Consider the following 17,003-nt stretch of genomic DNA (forward strand, 5'->3'; position numbering starts at 1 on the left):
GGTACCGTCATGCCGTACGCAGGAGATGTCCGTGACGTACTGAGCGCAGCAGGGTTGAGAGCAGGCCTGCCAACCACGGAAGCCAAACTGATCCGGGACGGCACGAACGTCATCTACCGGATTCCTGGTGGTGTGGTTGCCCGCGTTGGACCTCCAGGGTCTCGTGTAGTCGCCGAGCGCCAGATCGGAGCATCGCGCTGGTTGGCTGATGCCGGTATCCCGGTCGTACGAGCCCTCGCCGGCATCGACCAGCCCACAGTTGTCGATGATCGTCCCGTCACCTGGTGGACGGAACTTCCCGAGCACCGGTACGCCACCCCCTCCGAACTGGGCAAAGTGCTCGCCCAACTGCACAGCTTGGCCGTGCCGGATTCGCCTCGGCTTCCCGTGGTCGACCCATTCGACGGCTTGGCCGATTCGATCCACCGCGGAACCGAACTGCTAGGCGTCGACCGAACATGGCTCCGTGATCTCCTGGAACGGCTGCGCGGCGAGTACACCGCACTGGCACCAGGACTGCCTCAGTGCGTCATCCACGGCGATGCGTGGCAGGGCAACGTCGTCGTCCCCGATCGAGGCCGCCCCGTGTTGTTGGACCTGGATCATCTTGGGATCGGGCCCCGTGAATGGGACCTGATCTCGCTGGCGGTCGACTACACGGACTTTTCACGGATCGAGCACTCCGACTACCAGGCCTTCGTGTCTGCATACGGCGGCTACGACATGACGACCTGGTCCGGCTACCGGACGCTGGCGACAATCAGGGAGCTCCGCTGGACAGCTTTCGTCCTGGGCAAGGCAGACGTCAACGAGAAGGCAGCGGACGAGGCTCGGCACCGAGTGGCCTGTTTGCGCGGCGAGATCACCCGTCCTTGGTCGTGGTCGGCCTTCTGAGGCTACGAGCGAGCACCGCGACGTCGCAATCGTTGTCGCGGAACGGTTTCCGTCGCTCGCGACCACGTCCACGCGAACTGGACAGCGGAGCCAATCACCGTCGCGTGCTCGGGTGCCGGTGCTCGAACTGGTAGACGGACATCATCACCACGCCCGTATGGAGGTGGTGCGGCGGACGGCACCGACCACGGCAGCCCACGACGGCAACTCCAAGTCGGCGTTGGGCTGCGCCAACCATCGCAGCTCGCTGACGGCAGGCCCGAAGGCGGGCAACACGATCGTGGACCCTGTCTCCTTCCACCCGACCTGCAACGAGACCAAGTGGGCGATGGTGGAGTCGCGCATCGGGGTGCGCGGCTGGGTCAGGAAGATCCAGTCGTCCGGCCTGCCGGGCACGACGATGATCGGCGCGCTCAGCATCGACCGGACGAGCTGGTGGTTGACCTCACCGCCGAAGCCAGCCCGCATGATCAGTGCGTCCACCGTGTCGCCCAGACGCAGTCGGACTTCGCCGACTGACGGGTCGATGGTGGTCGGCCAGCACAGGAGTTCCGTGTAGTACCGGGACAGCGCACTGACGTCGGCCGGTACACCCTGTTCCGTATCGGTTGTGGAGGAGGCGGTCACGGACGTGCTCCTTCTGGAGAAGTTGGTGCGGCGGAGTCGGAGTCCCACAGGAATGCTCCGGCCCCGCCGTGATCAAGGGCGCGTCATCGAAGGCGCTGGGATGGAACGGGGCTCCGACCCCACCCATGTGGTTTCGCTTTCTCGGATGAAGCCCAAGCCGTGGGTGCCGACGGTCTTCAGCGCATGTCGCTATATCGGTGACGGAGGCTGGTTCGGCTTGCGCCAGTGCCTGCCGACGCCGGGCTCGTCGGGACGCTGCCGCTGTCTGAAAGCGAGGTACAGCAGGCAGCTCATCAGCACCATGGCGGCGATTGCTGTGACGACCGAGCCCGGCGGCATCACGGGTTCCCACGTCGCAGTGCGGGCATCGCGGCGGAACCACGTATCGGGGTCGTGGTTCCGCCGCGACATGGCGGTGAAGCAGGGCGCGGAGCGACGGCTGGGGGAAGGCCATCGCTGTACTGCTTCACCGTGCTCGCCGTGCCGATCTCCCCGGAGTGGTGGGATCCACCGGGCGCGGGCGTGGCAGCCACCCTCATGGCCGTGGCGAAGACGGAGCGGAACTGCTCGGCCTCAGCATCGTCGAGTGCGGCAGCCTCACCTGCGGGCGCCACCACAACGACCTCCGAGCCGCGCACGAAGACCTTCAGACTCCGAGGGCGGCCGGCGAAATCGCGGCACGTCACCGCCCAAGGTCCGCGGTCGTTCATCGTGCGTCACCGCTTCGCGCGGTGATCCAACTCCGTGCCGCCACCGGCCGCACGAGGAGATGTGGCACAGCGAGCTTGGTTCGTGGGTATCGTGAAACCGTAGGATTCGTGAATCGCTGGGAGAGTCTCATCATCTGCTCCTGTGGTCAGCGAGTCCCGATCTGGGTCATCGAAAACCCGCCCCCACAGCTAACGTCCCCCGCGCGGAATGAACCAGAGCGGTTGCATGGCGGCAATGTGGCGTCCGGGCAGCGGCAGTCATTGTGACGTGCAGGAATGGGATCGACGTGATGTCACATATGGGTTGGGCGCCCGACTGGATTGGTGCCAGGTTGGGGAGTCAAGCTGGAGGTCCTGCTGCGATGGTCATCAGGGCCCCGACCGCGAGGTAGGGACCGAGCGGCAATGGCTCATCAGGGTCGACCCGTCGAGCGAGCCTCAACACGACGCGCACAACCACCGCAAGAAGCCAACCGGCCGACGTTCCTGCCAGCACGGCTCCCCAGCTCAGCCACCCGAGGGCCAGACCGAGCAGGCCGGCGAACTTCACATCACCGGCGCCGAGCCCGCCGAGCCCGAGGGCGAGTACAAGGTATGCCGCAGCGAGCACGGCCATTGCGACCAGAGCCCGCACCAAGGCCACGTGGTTGGAGCTTCGGTTGGCCTCTATCGCAAAGGTCGCACCGAGAACGAGGTAGCTGGGCAGAACGACCACGCTGGGCAGACGCTGCTCCGCCAGGTCCACCATCGAGAGCGGCACGGAAACGGCAGCCAAGTAGCTGTAGGCCAGTAGGTCGAACCCGATGCCGAGGCGCCATGCCAGCACGGCGAACAAGATCGCTGTTAACGCCGCCGATGCGCCCCACGCTCGTGGGCTGAACTGTGAGATCCGCAGCAAACTTCGAGCCCAGAGGGCCAGCAAGCCACCCACGGCAGCGCCCATCCCAGCCCAACAGATGATCAGTGTCCCGGGCGTCATTCGACTTCACCGCATATCACTGCTCGTGGCAACATCAACATGGCTTCGTTCCCGAAAGGCGGCGGGATTCCATCCTCAACTCATACCCGGCCGAACTTGCAGAGGGTTACGCGAATCACCCAATCGGCTGAATGTTGACCGGATAGCGTCATTCTGACCGCAAAGTCTGCGCTTACGAACTTTGCAGTCGGTACGGGACTGTGGTGTAGACGTGTCATAGGCACGAGAACAAGAAGATCGTTACGGAAGTCTGGAGGTGCGCTGTGGCAATCGGGATCCTTCGCTCCTGGGGCGGTCGCGCGGTCATCGGGGTGGTGAACCTCGTGGTTCTCGCGGCGTGCAGCGCGGGCAGCACCGTTGGTTCGAGTTCTGGCACCCCGAATCTCTCGGCGGCAGGAAGCCCCAGCGCGCCCCAATCTCCCGATGAGACGGTCAAACAGGACGCGTTGGCGGCCTACTTGGGTATGTGGAAGGACTTCGTCGATGCAGGCACGACCTCCGATTGGCAGTCGCCGAAGCTCGGACAGCACGCAACCGGCGTTGCACTGACGAACCTCAGCCGCGGCCTGTACGCCGACCACTCCAACGGCTTGGTCACCAAGGGGCAGCCGGCCCTGCATCCGATGGTGTCCTCAGTAGAACCCGTCGGTGATCCGAAGAAGATCATTGTGTCCGACTGCGGCGACTCGACGGCGTGGCTGAAGTACCGAGCTGACGGCAACCAAGTCGCCGACAACAACCCGGGAGGCCGCCAAAAGATCAACGCCGTCGTTGAGAAGCAAGCGGACGGATCGTGGAAGGTGTCGGATTTCGGGGTACATGGCGTGGGGACGTGTTGATCATGCGTCGCTTCGTGACGATCACTGGAATCGTCGCCGCGAGCCTGCTCGGAACAGCGGCTTCGGCCCTCGCGGACGGCGGATGGGGAAGTATCAATTGCAGCCAAGTTCCCACACCGGCGTGTGAACTCGGTGCGGGCACCAACGAACGGCCTGGCGGTAACCCAGGGCAGGGCAACGCCATCCCCAACCGGTCTGAAACCGGCAACCCGGACACCGGGAAGCCCGGCAACCCCGGCGACACCATCGTCGGCGGTGAGTCGAATCTCGCGAGTTGCTCCTATGTGGAGAGTGACTACCAGCCGCCGGCCGGCGGTGTGATCACCGCTGCGAGCAACACCACAGCGACTGGTGGTGTTGTTCAAGCTGCGGCGTTCCGTTCGGTGGTGGCCCGTGTGCGGGCGGGGCAGCCTGGGCAGGAGCCTGGGGCTTGGTACGTGTGGAAGTGCACCGAGGGCATCATGGACGGGCTCTACCGGCCGCCGGTGTGGATTCCCGCCGGTCAGCAGCCGGGTGCGTCCTTGTTGCCCTCGCCTGCGGAGCTTGCGCAGATGGCGCGCAAGCAGCTCCGGTTGCCCTCGCCGAGGATCGCGGCGAACCCGGTCGGTGACCAGTTGGTGAACTTGCCGACCTGGATGTGGTTGTCGAGCGGTTGGGCGCCGGTGTCGGCAACGGCCTCGGTGCCGGGTGTGTCGGTGACGGCGGTCGCGACGCCGACCTCGGTGACGTGGTCGATGGGTGACGGGTCCACTGTCACCTGTACCGGCGCCGGATCCCCGTACCAGACGAGCACCGATCCCAAGGCGCCCTCGCCGGACTGCGGTCACATCTACCGCCGTTCCTCGGTGAGTCAACCGGGGCAGGCGTACCCGGTGACGGCGACCGTGCACTGGACGGTCACCTGGTCCGGTGCGGGGCAAGGCGGGACGTTCCCGGACATGACCACGACGGGCGACGCGGCCTTCCGCGTTGCTGAGTCGCAGGCGCTCAACAACGGCGGCGGCTGACCAGCACGCGCTGACTCTGAACGATCCCTCACCGCAAACAGCCATACCCACCTGTTCCGCGCGTTGATCACCCTTCGGCGACGCGGCGCACTACCCCCATGCCATTTGGAGGTACCGGCGTGAGCACCAACACCACGACCTGGCCCGACACCGACCGGCTCACCGGCACGGCTGAGAGCCCTTGGATCAACAACGGCAAGAAGCCGCCTGCTTCACGACTGCGCACCACGGGGCGCCGTCGCAGCGTGCCGTACCTACTGCTCGGCGTACTGCTCGTGCTCGCCTGCGTGGGCGGATTCGTCCTGGTTTCTCTCAACTCCGGGGACCGGCAGGCTGTGCTCGCGCTGGCCCGCGGCGTGGTGACGGGACACGTGCTCACCATGCAGGACCTACGGCAGGTCAACGTCGCGGTCGACCCCGGCGTCGCGGTGGTGGGAGCCGACCAGGCGGTCACCGTGGTCGGCAGGCCGATGGCCACCAGCCTGTCTGCCGGGGCGCTGCTCACCCCCGACGCCGTCGGTGGCGCCGCTGTTCCGACGAGCGGGCAGGCAATCGCCGCTCTGGCGCTCAAGGCTGGACAGTTCCCGACGGAGGTCGGACCGGGCGTGCGGGTCTCGGTGGTGTTCGTGCCCGGTCAGGCGGGGACCGCGAGCAGCCCGCCATCCGATGGCGGGACGGTCTGGCCTGCGGTGGTGACCAGCGTGACCGCTGCGGCGAACGACCAGACCACCGTGGTCTCGGTGCAGCTCACCGAGGCCTCCGCGCGCCAGGTTGCCGCGGTGCCTGCCGGGCAGTTGTCGATCGTGATGCTCGCTTCGGGAGGTCGCTGATGTTGGTCTCGGTCTTGTCTTTGAAAGGCTCACCGGGCGTGACGACGCTGGCCGTGGCGCTGGCGGCTCGCTGGCCGGCCCCGGCGCGTGCCCTGGTGGTCGAGGCCGATCCGTCCGGTGGTGACCTCGGCCTGCGGTTCTCCCTGTCCTCGACGCCAGGTCTGGTGAGCTTGGCCGCCGCCGCGCGCCGTGGTGCTGAAACCGACCTGGTGTGGCGGCACGCCCAGCAGCTTCCCGGCGGTCTGCCCGTGATCGCTGCCCCGCCGGACGCCGAGCAGGCTCGCGCGGCGCTGTCCGCGTTGGTGCCCGACTCGACGAGCGGGCTCGGTGTCCTGCGGGCGGCGGCTGATCAGTCTGGGGTGGTGGTCATCGCCGACTGCGGACGAGTGGACACCGGTTCGCCTGCGCTGGCGATCGTGCGCTCGTCCGACGTGGTGGTGCTGTTGTCGCGGGCTCACGCCGACGACCTCGCGCACCTGCCGCGCCGGTTGCCCGCGGTCGGCCGCTGGAGCCCGAACCCCGTGCTGTTGCTGGTCGGTAACGGCTACTCCACCGCCGAGGTCGCACGGGAACTCGGCACGCCACCGCTGGGACGGGTGCCCGATGACCCGAACGGCGCGGCCGTCCTCTGCGGACGGCCGAACAAGTTGCGTTGGGGTCGCAGTGGACCCGAGCACTCGGCGCTGGGCCGCTTCGCGCACAAGGTCGCCACCGAACTCGCCACCCGTGAGGGCCCGCCGATCCCGGTTCGGAGCCGGCCCCAGCCCGCTCCACCCCTGACACCCGGTCCGGCTTTGGGCTCTGTTCCCGGTGTCCCGGCTGGCTCGGTCTGGCCCGACGGTCTGCGCCTCGCACCGGACCCCGGCTTCGACCATCACGACCGGCAGGGAGGGCAGGCATCATGACGAACTCGACCGACCACTACCCGACGCCGGTGCCGCTGCGCCCCTACCAACAGCCTCACGGCCCGGCTGCGTTCAGCGGCCATGACCAGGCCGCGCCCGGTCCTGGCGCGGGCATGCCACCGATGGGCTGGGACACCGACGACGACGCGATGGACCTCCCAGCGGGCGCCACCCGACTGCGGCAGCACCTGAGGAAGCGGTTGAACGCCGAACTTCCGCAACGAGTGGCCGACCAGCAAGACCGCACCGGAACGACCGCCACCCGCGAGGCGCGTCGTGAACTGGCGCGCGGGATCCTCGACGAGGCGCTGCGCGCGCACACCGAGAACGAACTGGCCGCGGGCCGGCAGCTGCTGCCCCGTGAGGCCGAGCAGCGGGTCATGGCCGAGGTCGTCAACGAGCTGTTCGGCATGGCCGGACTCCAGCCTCTGCTGGACGACCCGACCGTGGAGACGATCAACGCCAACCGGTTCGACCGGGTGTTCGTCCAGTACAACGACGGCCGCCGCGCCCGGGTCTTGCCGATCGCGGGCTCGAACGAGGAGCTGACCGATCTGATTCGGCTGCTCGCCGCCCGCGCGAGCAGCCAGGAGCGCCGGTTCGACCAGGGCTCGCCGGCCCTCAACCTCCAGCTTCCAGGCGGGGAGCGGTTGTTCGCCGTGATGGGCCTGACCGCGGGCGGTGTGACGGCGTTGTCGATCCGCCGCCACGGCTACCTCACCGTCACCCTCCCGGAGTTGCGTCGCCGAGGAACCCTCGACCCCGGTCTGGAGCAGTTCGTGCGGGCGCTGGTCAAGGCCCGCAAGAACGTCCTGATCACCGGTGGCACCGGGGCGGGAAAGACCACCCTGCTGCGTGGGCTGGCCTCGGAGATGGACCCGCTGGAGCGCATCGTCACCATCGAGGACGCCTTCGAGTTGGGCTTGGATCACGACCCGGACATCCATGCCGATGTAACCGCCTTCCAGGCCCGCGAACCCAATGTGGAAGGCGAGGGGGCGATCAGCCAGGCCGAACTCGTGCGGTGGGGCCTGCGGATGAGCCCGGACCGGGTCATCGTCGGTGAGATCCGCGGGCCCGAGGTCATTCCGATGTGCAACGCGATGTCGCAGGGCAACGACGGCTCGATGGCCACCCTCCACGCCAGTAGCTCCCGGATCGCGTTCACCCGCCTCGCGTCGTACGCGGCGCAAGGCGTCGAACGGCTGCCGCTGGATGCCACCAACCTGCTCGTCGCCAGCGCGGTGCATTTCGTGGTCCACCTGGCTCGTGCCGAAGACCGTCGCACCCGCGTGGTGTCCTCGATCCGCGAGGTCGTGGGCGCTGACGGCCCGCAGGTGATCTCCAACGAGGTCTACCGCCCCGGACCCGACCGACGCGCTCGTCCGGTGGCCGGGGCGCTTCGTACCGACACCCTCGACGACCTGGTCGACGTCGGCTTCGACCCCGGCGTGCTGGAGAACCCCGAGGGCTGGTGGGCCCCGTGATCCTCGCCCTGGACATCACGCTCGGCCCAACCACCGGAGCTGCCGCTCTGCTCGGCGTCGGCACTGGACTAGGCCTGCTGCTGGTCACTCTCGGCTGGCGCGGTACCGACCCACGCCGTTCTCGCCGGACCCGGAGCCGCGCGACGGGCCCGGTCGACCAGCACCGCACCTTGCGCATCGCGCTCGCCGTGACGGCCGGCGTGGTGACCGGCCTGCTCACCGGCTGGGTCGTCGGCGCCGTCCTGGCCGGCCTCGCGGCCTGGGCGCTGCCGCGGGTGCTGGGCCGCGACCCTGACCACGCCCGCCGTGTCGGGCGGATCGAGGCCATCGCCACCTGGACCGAAATGCTCAGGGACACTCTGTCGGCCGCCGCCGGGCTCGAACAGGCCATCCTCGCCACCGCCCCGCTGGCGCCGACAGCCATCCGCGGCGAGGTCGGTGAACTCGCCACCGGCATCGAGAACGGCGACCGCCTGGCACCTGCGCTGCGCCGCCTCGGCGAACGCCTGGACGACCCGGTCGGCGACCTGGTCATCGCCGCCCTGTTGCTGGCCGCGGAACAACAGACCCGCCAGCTCGCCGAACTGCTGGGGTCGCTGGCCGACGCCGCCCGTGGACAAGCCTCGATGCGGATGCGCGTGGAAGCCGGACGTGCCCGCACCCGCACCTCGGTGCGGGTCATCGTCGGCACCACGTTGGTCTTCGCCGTCGCCGTGGTGCTGCTCAACCGCGACTACATGAGCGCCTACGACAGCGCGAGCGGCCAAATCGTGTTGCTGGGAATCGGAGCGTTGTTCGCCGCCGGGTTCGCGTGGCTCAACCGGATCGCCCGCGTAGCCCAGCCCGACCGCTTCCTCTCAACCGCCGCCGACTTCGACCCGACTACCGGCTCCGCCCGGGTCGTCGTCGCCACCGCACGACAGGAGTGAACGCCCGTGATCACCCACATCACCCTGGGCATCGGATCGGGGATCGGCCTGTGGGCCTTGGCGGTCTACCTGTTCCCGCCACGACCGGCCCTCGGCGCGGTCCTGGCCCATGCCACCGCCCCGCCCCCTCCGGAACCCATTCTCGCCACCGACGACCACGGCTGGGCCACGCGGCTTGGCCGACCCGCCGTCACCCCACTGCGCGCGCTCGGACTCCCCGGCAGGCGTCTGGCCAAGGACCTGGCGGTCATCGGCCGCTCGACCTCGACTCACCTGGCGGAGAAGGCCACTCTCACCGTTGCCGGGCTGCTGCTACCCGCCCTGCTGACCGTGGTGCTCATCGTGGCCGGACTCGGAACCGGCTTCGAGTTCCCGATCATCGCCGGACTCGTCCTGGCGGGCGCCGGGTTCGTCCTGCCGGATCTGCAAGCCCACGCCGAGGCCGCGAAGCTGCGTACAGGATTCCGCCACGCGCTCTCGGCCTACCTGGACCTTGTGTGGATCACCCTCGTCGGGGGAGCAGGGGTCGACAGCGCCCTCGGCGACTCGGTGAACATCGGCCGAGGATGGGCTTTCGAGCAGATCCGCCGCGCCCTGGACACCGCCCGGCTGACGCGTACCACTCCCTGGGCGATCCTGCGGCGGCTCGGCGAGGAACTGGACGTGACCGAGCTGGCCGAACTCGCCGCCTCGGTCAGCCTGGCAGGCACCGAGGGCGCCAAAGTCCGCACCAGCCTGGCAGCCAAGGCCGGGGCACTGCGCACCCACCAGATCACCGAAGCCGAAGGCGACGCCCAGGCAGCCACCGAACGCATGTCGCTACCGGTGATGGCACTGTTCCTTGGGTTCTTGGCCTTCATTGCCTATCCCGCGCTCACACAGGTCCTCAATGGACTGTGACATCCCGCGCGGGCAACCGAACGTGGACGACAAGGGAGGACAACACGATGCGCGCACAAGTGGAGGCATTGTGGACCGTGGTGCAAGCACGGTGGGAGGAACTGCGTCGCCAGCCGGAGGCCGGGTACTCGACCGAAACCGTCCTGGTGACCGCACTGCTCGTGGTCGCTGCCCTGGCGGTGATCGCGATCGTCATCGCCAAGGTCACCGAGAAGGCCAACGGCATCACCCTGTGATTCCCGTGAACCACAAGCACAGCAGGCGTTCCGTAGCGGCCCGTGCCGGATGGCGGCACCGAGTCTGCGACGTGCTGCGTGGCGAGCGAGGCTCGGTCAGCGTGGAACTGGTCATCGCCACACCGCTGCTGTTGCTGATGCTGCTGGCGATCGTGCAGTTCGCGCTCTGGTCGCACGCCACGCACATCGCCCAGGCTGCCGCCTCGCAGGGTTTGGCCGCCGCGCGGGCTCAGAATGGGAGCGCTGCGGCCGGCACGTCCAGCGCGCGTCAACTCCTCGACCAACTTGCGGGCGGCCCTCTCGCCGGATCCGCTGTCACCTCCGACCGCGGGGCGGACTCGGCGTCGGTGCGGATCAGAGGGACCGCCACGTCGGTGGTGCCGTTCCTGAGCCTGCCCGTGCACGCCGAGGCCGTCGGGCCCGTCGAACGCTTCGTCCCCGACCTGGCAGACGGGTGACGGCCATGACACCGCAGACGACAGCGCGACAATCGTCCCGCACGCCTCCACGACGACGCCATGGCCGCATGTGCCCGGACCGGCGGGCGTGGGCGACCTGGTGGTGTGCCGACAGCGGCTCCGTGACCGCCGAAGTCGCCATCGTCACCCCGTTCCTGGTCATGCTGCTCGTCTTCGTCGGCGTGGTCGTCCACCGAGGTGTCGACGCCCGCATCCGTATAGACGACGCCGCCCATCAGGCCGCCCGTGCCGCGAGCATCGAACGCAGCCCGGCGGCGGCGAGCGCCGCCGCCCGGTCGACCGCCGCGAGTGCACTGTCCTCGGCGGGCGTGACGTGCGCTGCCCTGTCGGTGAACACCGCAACCGGCGGCCTACGACCCGGCGGCACGGTCAGCGTGACCGTGTCCTGCGACGTGGACTTCGGCGACGCCCTCATCCTCGGCGTACCCGGCGGCAAGACCCTGTCGGCCACCTCGGTCGAACCCGTGGACCTCTGGCGCTCGACGGTGAACACCGGGAGTCGGACATGACCCGCCGAGCCCGTCACGTCCGGCCGACTCGGTTCGCAGCGAACCGGTGGAAGGCGTGGTGGCGCACCCGAATGGGATGGTGGCGTGCCGACGAGGGCGGCGTGACCGCGTTCGTCGTCGTGCTCACCACAGGCATCCTCGCCCTGGCCGGGCTCACCCTCGACGGTGGCCTCGCGTTGGCCGCGAAAGTGCGGGCCGGCGGCCAGGCCGAGGCTGCCGCACGCGCCGGAGCCCAAGCCATCGACCTGACCGCCTACCGCGGAAACGGCACCGTGCATCTGGTGCCCGCGCAGGCTGTTGCCAACGCGCAAGCGCACTTGGCCGCCGAGGGCGCCACCGGCACGGTGACCGTCTCCGGCGACACCGTCACGGTCACCGTGACCGCTACCCAGCACACCCAATTGCTCGGATTGGTCGGCATCGGCCCGCTTCAGGTTCATGGCCAAGGCAGTGCCCGTCCGCAGCGAGGGGTGATCACGATCGATCCATGACCCCACCGCCTATTCACCGTGAATAGGGACTCGGAGGAGGAATCAGCATGGCAACGCCTGAGGAGATCCGCCGGCGCGTCGAGCAGGCCGACACCACCCGCAGCGCGCGGCGGGCCGCCGCCGCGCAGCAGGTCGGTGAACTGGCCCAGCGCCGTGCCGCCATCCTCGAACAACTCGCGGACGTCGAGCGCCACCTCGGCGACGTGCTCGCCGAGGCCCAGGACGTCATCGACGTCGACGAGCTGGCCGAGTTCACCGACCTCAAGCCCGCAGACCTCACCGCCTGGCTCGCCGGCCGCAAAACCGGCCGCGGCAAACGCAAGAAGACCACCAGCACCTCCAGCGCGCGGATCGACGTGCGCAGCAGTCCGGGACCGAAGACGTCGACGCCCGGCCAAGCACCTGCTCCGCGCGAAGGCACGGCCGCAGCCGGATCGCAGAACACGCCCGAGCCTCTGGCCGCGCAGGCGAGCTGACCGTGTCCGCCTTCCCGCCGGGCTCGGCCGCCGGCACGACGCCGGTTAGCCGAAGCTGCGCACGGCGTCCTGCATGGAGTTCCTGTACTGCCAAGGAAACGAGCACGTCATGACGGCACCACCGCATCCTTCCCGCCCGAAGCCGCCTTGGCTGCCCCGAGAGCGCGGTCGGGCATGGCGCGGTGCCGGGCGTGTGCTCGGGTCGCTCGGGCGGCTGGTGCACGTAGTGCTGGCAGTCGTCGTCCTCATCGCGCTGTTGGCGGGATTGCCGTGGGCGCTGACGCACTTCGCCGGCTGGCCGCTGCCCGATCACCTGCCCTCCTGGGCGGAGGTGCAACGGGTGCTGCTCGGTCCGATGACGACGACGTTCCTGCTGGACTTCCTCGCCTGCACGACCTGGCTGGTGTGGGTCTTGTTCGCCCTCGATGTCGCCCGCTGCGCGATTGACATCGCTCGCGACGCGCGGATGCCGGACATATCGGCGGCCGGACCGGTGCATCGGATCGCGGCCGTGCTCGTCGGCGCGGTCCTGATCTCCATCCTCGGCCAACGCGCCGACCTCCCCGCCGCACCCCTGCCCTCCACCTGGCCGGGCGGTACCGATGTCGGCGCGGCGGTCTCGGTCTGGAACCAGTCGCCCGAGCGATCAGCAGCCCAGGCTCGTCCGGCCGCCTACACCGCGCTGCGCCGGGTGGCACCTGAGCAGCCGGCCCGTGCCAAGTCCGCCGTGGTACTCGCCTACGACCCCGAAACCGGCGTGTACGACTCCCTGTGGCGCATGGCCGGACGCGCGCTGGGCGACGGCAACCGCTGGCCGGAGATCTACCATCTCAACAAAGGCAAACCACAACCCAACGGCGGCACCTTCACCCGGCCCAGCCTGGTGTTCCCCGGCGAAGAGATGGCCTTGCCCGACGACGTCGCTGTGCCCGCGACACCTCCAGTCCGGCCCTCTCCGCAGCCCGTGCCGCCGCCCCCGACCACTGCTACGCCACCTCCCAGCAGCCCGACGGCGCCACCGCACGCCACAACGCAGGCCCCAGCGACCACCCAGGCTCCCCAGGCCACCCAGCCGCCAGGTGCCCAAGTGCCGAGCCCGAACGCTTCCGACGACCCGGCGTTTAGCTGGGGCGAAGAGCTGTTCGTCGGCCTCGGACTGGCCGCGGCGGTCAGCGCCGCCCTGGTCGCCGCGCGCCGCCACAACCGGCGTCGCTACCGGCCCGGCAGCGGGGAGCGCAGCGACCTGCCCGTCGCCCCCGTGGTCTACCAGCTGCGGCTGGCACACCTGCGAGCCGACCCCGAGGAGTTCGAGCTCGACCTCGATGGCGATGACGAACTGGCCCTCGACCGGCCGGGCGGGCGACCGCGGTGGGCACCGGTGCCGCAGATTGTGCTCGGTGATGAGGACAGGGCGTCCGATGAGCAGGCGCCGGTCCTGTCGGTTGGTGTGCGTGACGGTAGCGAGATCGCCCTGGACCTGGCCGCCGCGCGCGGTCTGGGTCTGCTCGGCGCAGGCGCCACGGGCGCGGTGCGCGCGCTGCTCGTCGCCGCCCTGACCTCCGGAGACGGGAATGCCAGGGTGGTCGTTCCGGCTGAGGATCTCGCCGCACTGCTGGGTCGGCGGCCTGCGCGGGCACCGCTTCCGGCGAGCCTGCACGTGGCGGTGGACCTCGATGTCGCACTGGACATGCTGGAATCCGAGACCCTGGTGCGCGTCGGGCAACCCCCGCTTAGCGGCCGCTCGTGGGGGCCGGTCGTGCTGGTGGCCCGCACACCCGCACGGCAGTCCCGACGGCTGCAGGCGGTGCTGGACAACGGATCGGCCGTCGGCGTGACCGGCCTGCTACTGGGCCAGTGGAACTCCGGGGTGACCGCCTACATCCGCGACGACGGCACCATCTCCACCACCAGCCCCGGCCTCGGCGAAGCGCTACGCGGCACGCGCGTGTTCCGGCTCGGCGACGACCACACCGCCGACCTGCTGACCCTGCTGCACCGCGCCACCCCTGACACCGCGACCGAACCCGAGCGCACGAGCGACAACCCTTTTCCACCGACACTCACGCCCCGACCTCAGGCCGTGGCGGACCACCCTGCCGCCGCAAGCGACCCCGCCGAGCCGCCGTCCGGTCTGCGGACCACAGATCCTCGGACCGGGCGTGGCGAACACAGGATCGCCGAAGAACCGGTCGCCGACACGGACTTGGAGCTTCCGGCAGCCGTCAACGCCGCCGAACGACGAGGCGACCGCGATCTGGAGATCCTGCGATCCACGCCCGCGTCCTCGCCTGGCTCCCGGTTGCGCCCAGACCAGCTCGCGCGCAGGCGCACCGAACCTCGCGCTGAGCAGGCTCCATCGCCTACGGGTTCCCCTGCTCATCCCGGCGACGAACAACACGACGCCGCCAACCCTCAGTGCGACCTCCCGCCCGTGCCGATGCGGATCAGCGTCCTGGGACCGCCGCGGGTGTGGTGGCGGCCCGAGGCTGCGGCTGCTGGCGGTGAGGCCGTGGAACGCGAGATCACCTCTGCCTTCCAGCCACGCCTGCGCGAGCTGCTGGTGTTCCTGGCACTGCACCCCGACGGCGCCAGCCGCGAAGCCCTCACCGCCGCCCTGTGGGCCACCAGCCCACCGGAGAAGACCACCAACGCGATGAACACCAGCCTCAGCCGCCTACGCCGCGCCCTTACGGCCGCCACCTACGGCGCCCTGTCCGACGTCGTGCTGGTCGGCGAGAGCCGCTACCGGATCGATCCCGCATCGGTGGAGGTGGACTACTGGTCCTTCGCCACCGCGGTGACCGCCCGCCGAGCTGCTACCGCAGACGAGGACCGGGTCGAGGCGTACCGACGCATCGTCGACAGCTACCGCGGCCCGCTGGCCGACGGGATGAGCACCGAGTGGATCGAAACCGCGCGCGAGGCCATCCGTCGCGACGCCATCGACGCCGTCGCCGCCCTTGCCCGCGCCCTGGTCGACGACGACCCGCAGCAGACGCTGGACCTGTTGGAGGTCGCGCGCGCGTTCGACCCGCACAACGAGCTGATCTACCGCGACATCATGCGGCTACAGGAACGCCTCGGCCGGCTCGACGCCATCCCGCGCACGCTCACCCTGCTGACCACCCGGCTGGCCGAGGTCGACGACCGGCCGACCCCGCAGGCGATCAGCCTGGCCGAACGGCTGCGCCGCCACCACGACGCCGGCGAACCCCACCCGCTCGGAGTCGACCGTGGCCACAGCAGGGCCGGGTGACCACCACGACGGTGAGCCCCGGCCGCCGACAGCCAAGGTCGGTCAGCCGCCGCCCCGCGGGCCACGCCGCTCGGCAGGCACCGAGGCAGGGGACGGGTCGACGTCGTCGAACTCCACCGTGCCGGCGGAAAGACACCTTCGCCAGCATGCCGCCGGCTGTACGCCTGAGCCTGCTCAAGCAGTTCCGGGTGCCCCCCGAGTCCACTCGATCAGAGGCTCCACCAGCGGCAACACCTCGGCGACGTCCGGGTTCAACGAGTACAGGACTTCCAGCGGAAAAGACTTATCTCCAACTCTGACGGACGATCAGACCCTGTTCCCGCATCTTTTCCAATGTCCGGGCACGAATGCTATCGTGCAGGACAGCGTGTTTACCCGCCCAATTCTCGTCGATGGAATACCGAGTTGACTGTGGAGAGAATTTCGACCCGACGTCGCGGACCGTCGCGGAGTACCAACTTTTCGCCGAAAAGATTCTTCGGGTCGTACGGAACCCCGCAAGGCCCCATCGTCTCCCTCGGTCGCCGGGCCCTTCCCATGTGCGTCGGCGCGGCACCAGGGCCGCGTCCGTGCTGGCGAAGTGCTGCAGTGCCTTCCCCGCGCGTGCCGCTGACGCGATCGTGCCTGTTCAACATGACCACGTCGTCCTCGCCAGGGTGTCACTGTGAGTAGTCAAGTGGAGATCGACTGCGCGCACAGTGACGTCCGTTGGGGGTTCATACGGGGGATCACATTGGGGATCAGGTTGGGGATCCTGTTAGAGCGCCACCCCCTCTGGGCAGCGAAGACGCCGGTCAGAAGGGGTGTAGGGGGATCCGCTGGTATCCCAGACTCGCTTGGCCACAAGCCGGTGAACACATCGGGGCGGACTGGTGGCCGGCTGTCGTCTCTATCCCGTGCGCTGTCCCGTTCATTGCTCGATCCCGTTCTTTCGTCCAACTCCCCCTATTTATTGTTTTCTCAACCGCTTTCTTGCGTTATCTGCGCCGCCGGCTTTCGGTCGTACCTGCGGTTCGTGTGTCCTTTTGTGTCTCGCCGACCTGCGCAAATGCGGTCAAACATGGATTGAGAATGTGCAGACGCGCGCCGGCTTCCATTTCGGAATATCGACGACGGCGAGCTGTCGAAAAGAGTCTTGAAAATGAGCTTCCAAACCTATTGCATGACGCGCGGCGCAGAGTCATAATTGAATTGTCGCCGGGGGAACCGGAAATCACACCGAATGCCACGCCCGGCGCGAGCCATGTCGAAAACGGGGAGCCGATTGTGTGTTACGCCGACACCGTGACGAATGACGATGGAACCGCCACCGCGTTTTGCCACTGCGGATGGTCGGCGGACCACGCCACCCCGGAAGCGGCGGACGCCGACGCCGAACGGCACCAGCTCGCCGCCGACGTCGCCGAATCCGCGCTCGCCGCCTGACCACGGCCGCCCGTACACCCGAAA

The 17,003-nt window shown here is 68.8% G+C and carries 18 protein-coding genes; 15 read left to right on the top strand and 3 right to left on the bottom strand.

Features of this window, described 5'->3' with window-relative positions:
• Positions 1–9: 9 nt before the first annotated feature.
• Positions 10–894, top strand: a complete 885-nt coding sequence (locus F4560_RS42720) for a phosphotransferase enzyme family protein (protein ID WP_184928698.1) — start codon at positions 10–12, stop codon at positions 892–894.
• A gap of 144 nt (positions 895–1,038) precedes the next feature.
• Here F4560_RS42720 and F4560_RS42725 read toward each other — a convergent pair whose 3' ends face one another.
• Positions 1,039–1,521 (bottom strand): hypothetical protein, encoded by a 483-nt coding sequence (locus tag F4560_RS42725; protein WP_312869818.1) that lies wholly within the window; start codon positions 1,519–1,521, stop codon positions 1,039–1,041.
• A gap of 1,050 nt (positions 1,522–2,571) precedes the next feature.
• Positions 2,572–3,162: a prepilin peptidase gene (locus F4560_RS42730; RefSeq protein WP_312869819.1), complete on the bottom strand. Its 591-nt coding sequence runs from the start codon at positions 3,160–3,162 to the stop codon at positions 2,572–2,574.
• Between the two features lie 311 nt (positions 3,163–3,473).
• On the opposite strand from F4560_RS42730, the gene F4560_RS42735 reads away from it, so the two are divergent.
• On the top strand, positions 3,474–4,049 hold the full coding sequence (locus F4560_RS42735) for a hypothetical protein (RefSeq protein ID WP_246477956.1): 576 nt from the start codon (positions 3,474–3,476) through the stop codon (positions 4,047–4,049).
• Positions 4,050–4,551: 502 nt separating this feature from the next.
• Here F4560_RS42735 and F4560_RS45290 read toward each other — a convergent pair.
• Complete coding sequence (locus tag F4560_RS45290; protein WP_246477957.1) at positions 4,552–4,800, bottom strand: hypothetical protein; 249 nt, start codon at positions 4,798–4,800, stop codon at positions 4,552–4,554.
• Positions 4,801–4,894: 94 nt separating this feature from the next.
• On the opposite strand from F4560_RS45290, the gene F4560_RS45295 reads away from it, so the two are divergent.
• The 13 genes from F4560_RS45295 to F4560_RS42800 all read left to right on the top strand — a co-directional run bounded on the left by F4560_RS45295 (position 4,895) and on the right by F4560_RS42800 (position 16,979).
• Positions 4,895–5,056 carry a hypothetical protein gene (locus tag F4560_RS45295; protein ID WP_246477958.1) on the top strand — a complete coding sequence of 54 codons (162 nt, stop codon included), beginning with the start codon at positions 4,895–4,897 and terminating at the stop codon, positions 5,054–5,056.
• Between the two features lie 119 nt (positions 5,057–5,175).
• A complete protein-coding gene (locus F4560_RS42745) occupies positions 5,176–5,886 on the top strand; it encodes a hypothetical protein (RefSeq protein ID WP_184928701.1) in 711 nt (236 codons plus the stop codon).
• A gap of 38 nt (positions 5,887–5,924) precedes the next feature.
• Positions 5,925–6,791, top strand: coding sequence for a MinD/ParA family ATP-binding protein (locus F4560_RS42750; protein ID WP_312869820.1), 867 nt, complete (start codon positions 5,925–5,927; stop codon positions 6,789–6,791).
• Positions 6,792–6,940: 149 nt separating this feature from the next.
• Positions 6,941–8,278, top strand: coding sequence for a TadA family conjugal transfer-associated ATPase (locus F4560_RS42755; RefSeq protein ID WP_376775440.1), 1,338 nt, complete (start codon positions 6,941–6,943; stop codon positions 8,276–8,278).
• Positions 8,266–9,207: a type II secretion system F family protein gene (locus tag F4560_RS42760; protein ID WP_376775404.1), complete on the top strand. Its 942-nt coding sequence runs from the start codon at positions 8,266–8,268 to the stop codon at positions 9,205–9,207. The genes F4560_RS42755 and F4560_RS42760 overlap by 13 nt, the downstream gene beginning before the upstream one ends.
• 6 nt (positions 9,208–9,213) lie before the next feature.
• A complete protein-coding gene (locus F4560_RS42765; RefSeq protein ID WP_184928704.1) occupies positions 9,214–10,107 on the top strand; it encodes a type II secretion system F family protein in 894 nt (297 codons plus the stop codon).
• Between the two features lie 47 nt (positions 10,108–10,154).
• Positions 10,155–10,343, top strand: coding sequence for a hypothetical protein (locus F4560_RS42770; protein ID WP_184928705.1), 189 nt, complete (start codon positions 10,155–10,157; stop codon positions 10,341–10,343).
• A gap of 5 nt (positions 10,344–10,348) precedes the next feature.
• Positions 10,349–10,801 carry a TadE/TadG family type IV pilus assembly protein gene (locus F4560_RS42775; RefSeq protein ID WP_376775406.1) on the top strand — a complete coding sequence of 151 codons (453 nt, stop codon included), beginning with the start codon at positions 10,349–10,351 and terminating at the stop codon, positions 10,799–10,801.
• Between the two features lie 122 nt (positions 10,802–10,923).
• On the top strand, positions 10,924–11,331 hold the full coding sequence (locus tag F4560_RS42780; protein WP_312869821.1) for a TadE/TadG family type IV pilus assembly protein: 408 nt from the start codon (positions 10,924–10,926) through the stop codon (positions 11,329–11,331).
• 101 nt (positions 11,332–11,432) lie between these two features.
• Positions 11,433–11,822, top strand: coding sequence for a hypothetical protein (locus F4560_RS42785; protein ID WP_312869822.1), 390 nt, complete (start codon positions 11,433–11,435; stop codon positions 11,820–11,822).
• A 47-nt stretch (positions 11,823–11,869) separates the two neighbouring features.
• The gene (locus F4560_RS42790) at positions 11,870–12,298 is read left to right on the top strand and encodes a hypothetical protein (protein ID WP_184928708.1); all 429 of its coding nucleotides are present in this window, start codon (positions 11,870–11,872) and stop codon (positions 12,296–12,298) included.
• A 193-nt stretch (positions 12,299–12,491) separates the two neighbouring features.
• Entirely contained in the window at positions 12,492–15,554 is a 3,063-nt protein-coding gene (locus tag F4560_RS46420) for a BTAD domain-containing putative transcriptional regulator (RefSeq protein WP_184928709.1), read from the top strand.
• A gap of 1,284 nt (positions 15,555–16,838) precedes the next feature.
• Positions 16,839–16,979 (top strand): hypothetical protein, encoded by a 141-nt coding sequence (locus F4560_RS42800; protein WP_184929757.1) that lies wholly within the window; start codon positions 16,839–16,841, stop codon positions 16,977–16,979.
• Positions 16,980–17,003 lie beyond the last annotated feature (24 nt).

Origin of the sequence: Saccharothrix ecbatanensis, from assembly GCF_014205015.1 — a bacterium.
Lineage (GTDB): Bacteria > Actinomycetota > Actinomycetes > Mycobacteriales > Pseudonocardiaceae > Actinosynnema > Actinosynnema ecbatanense.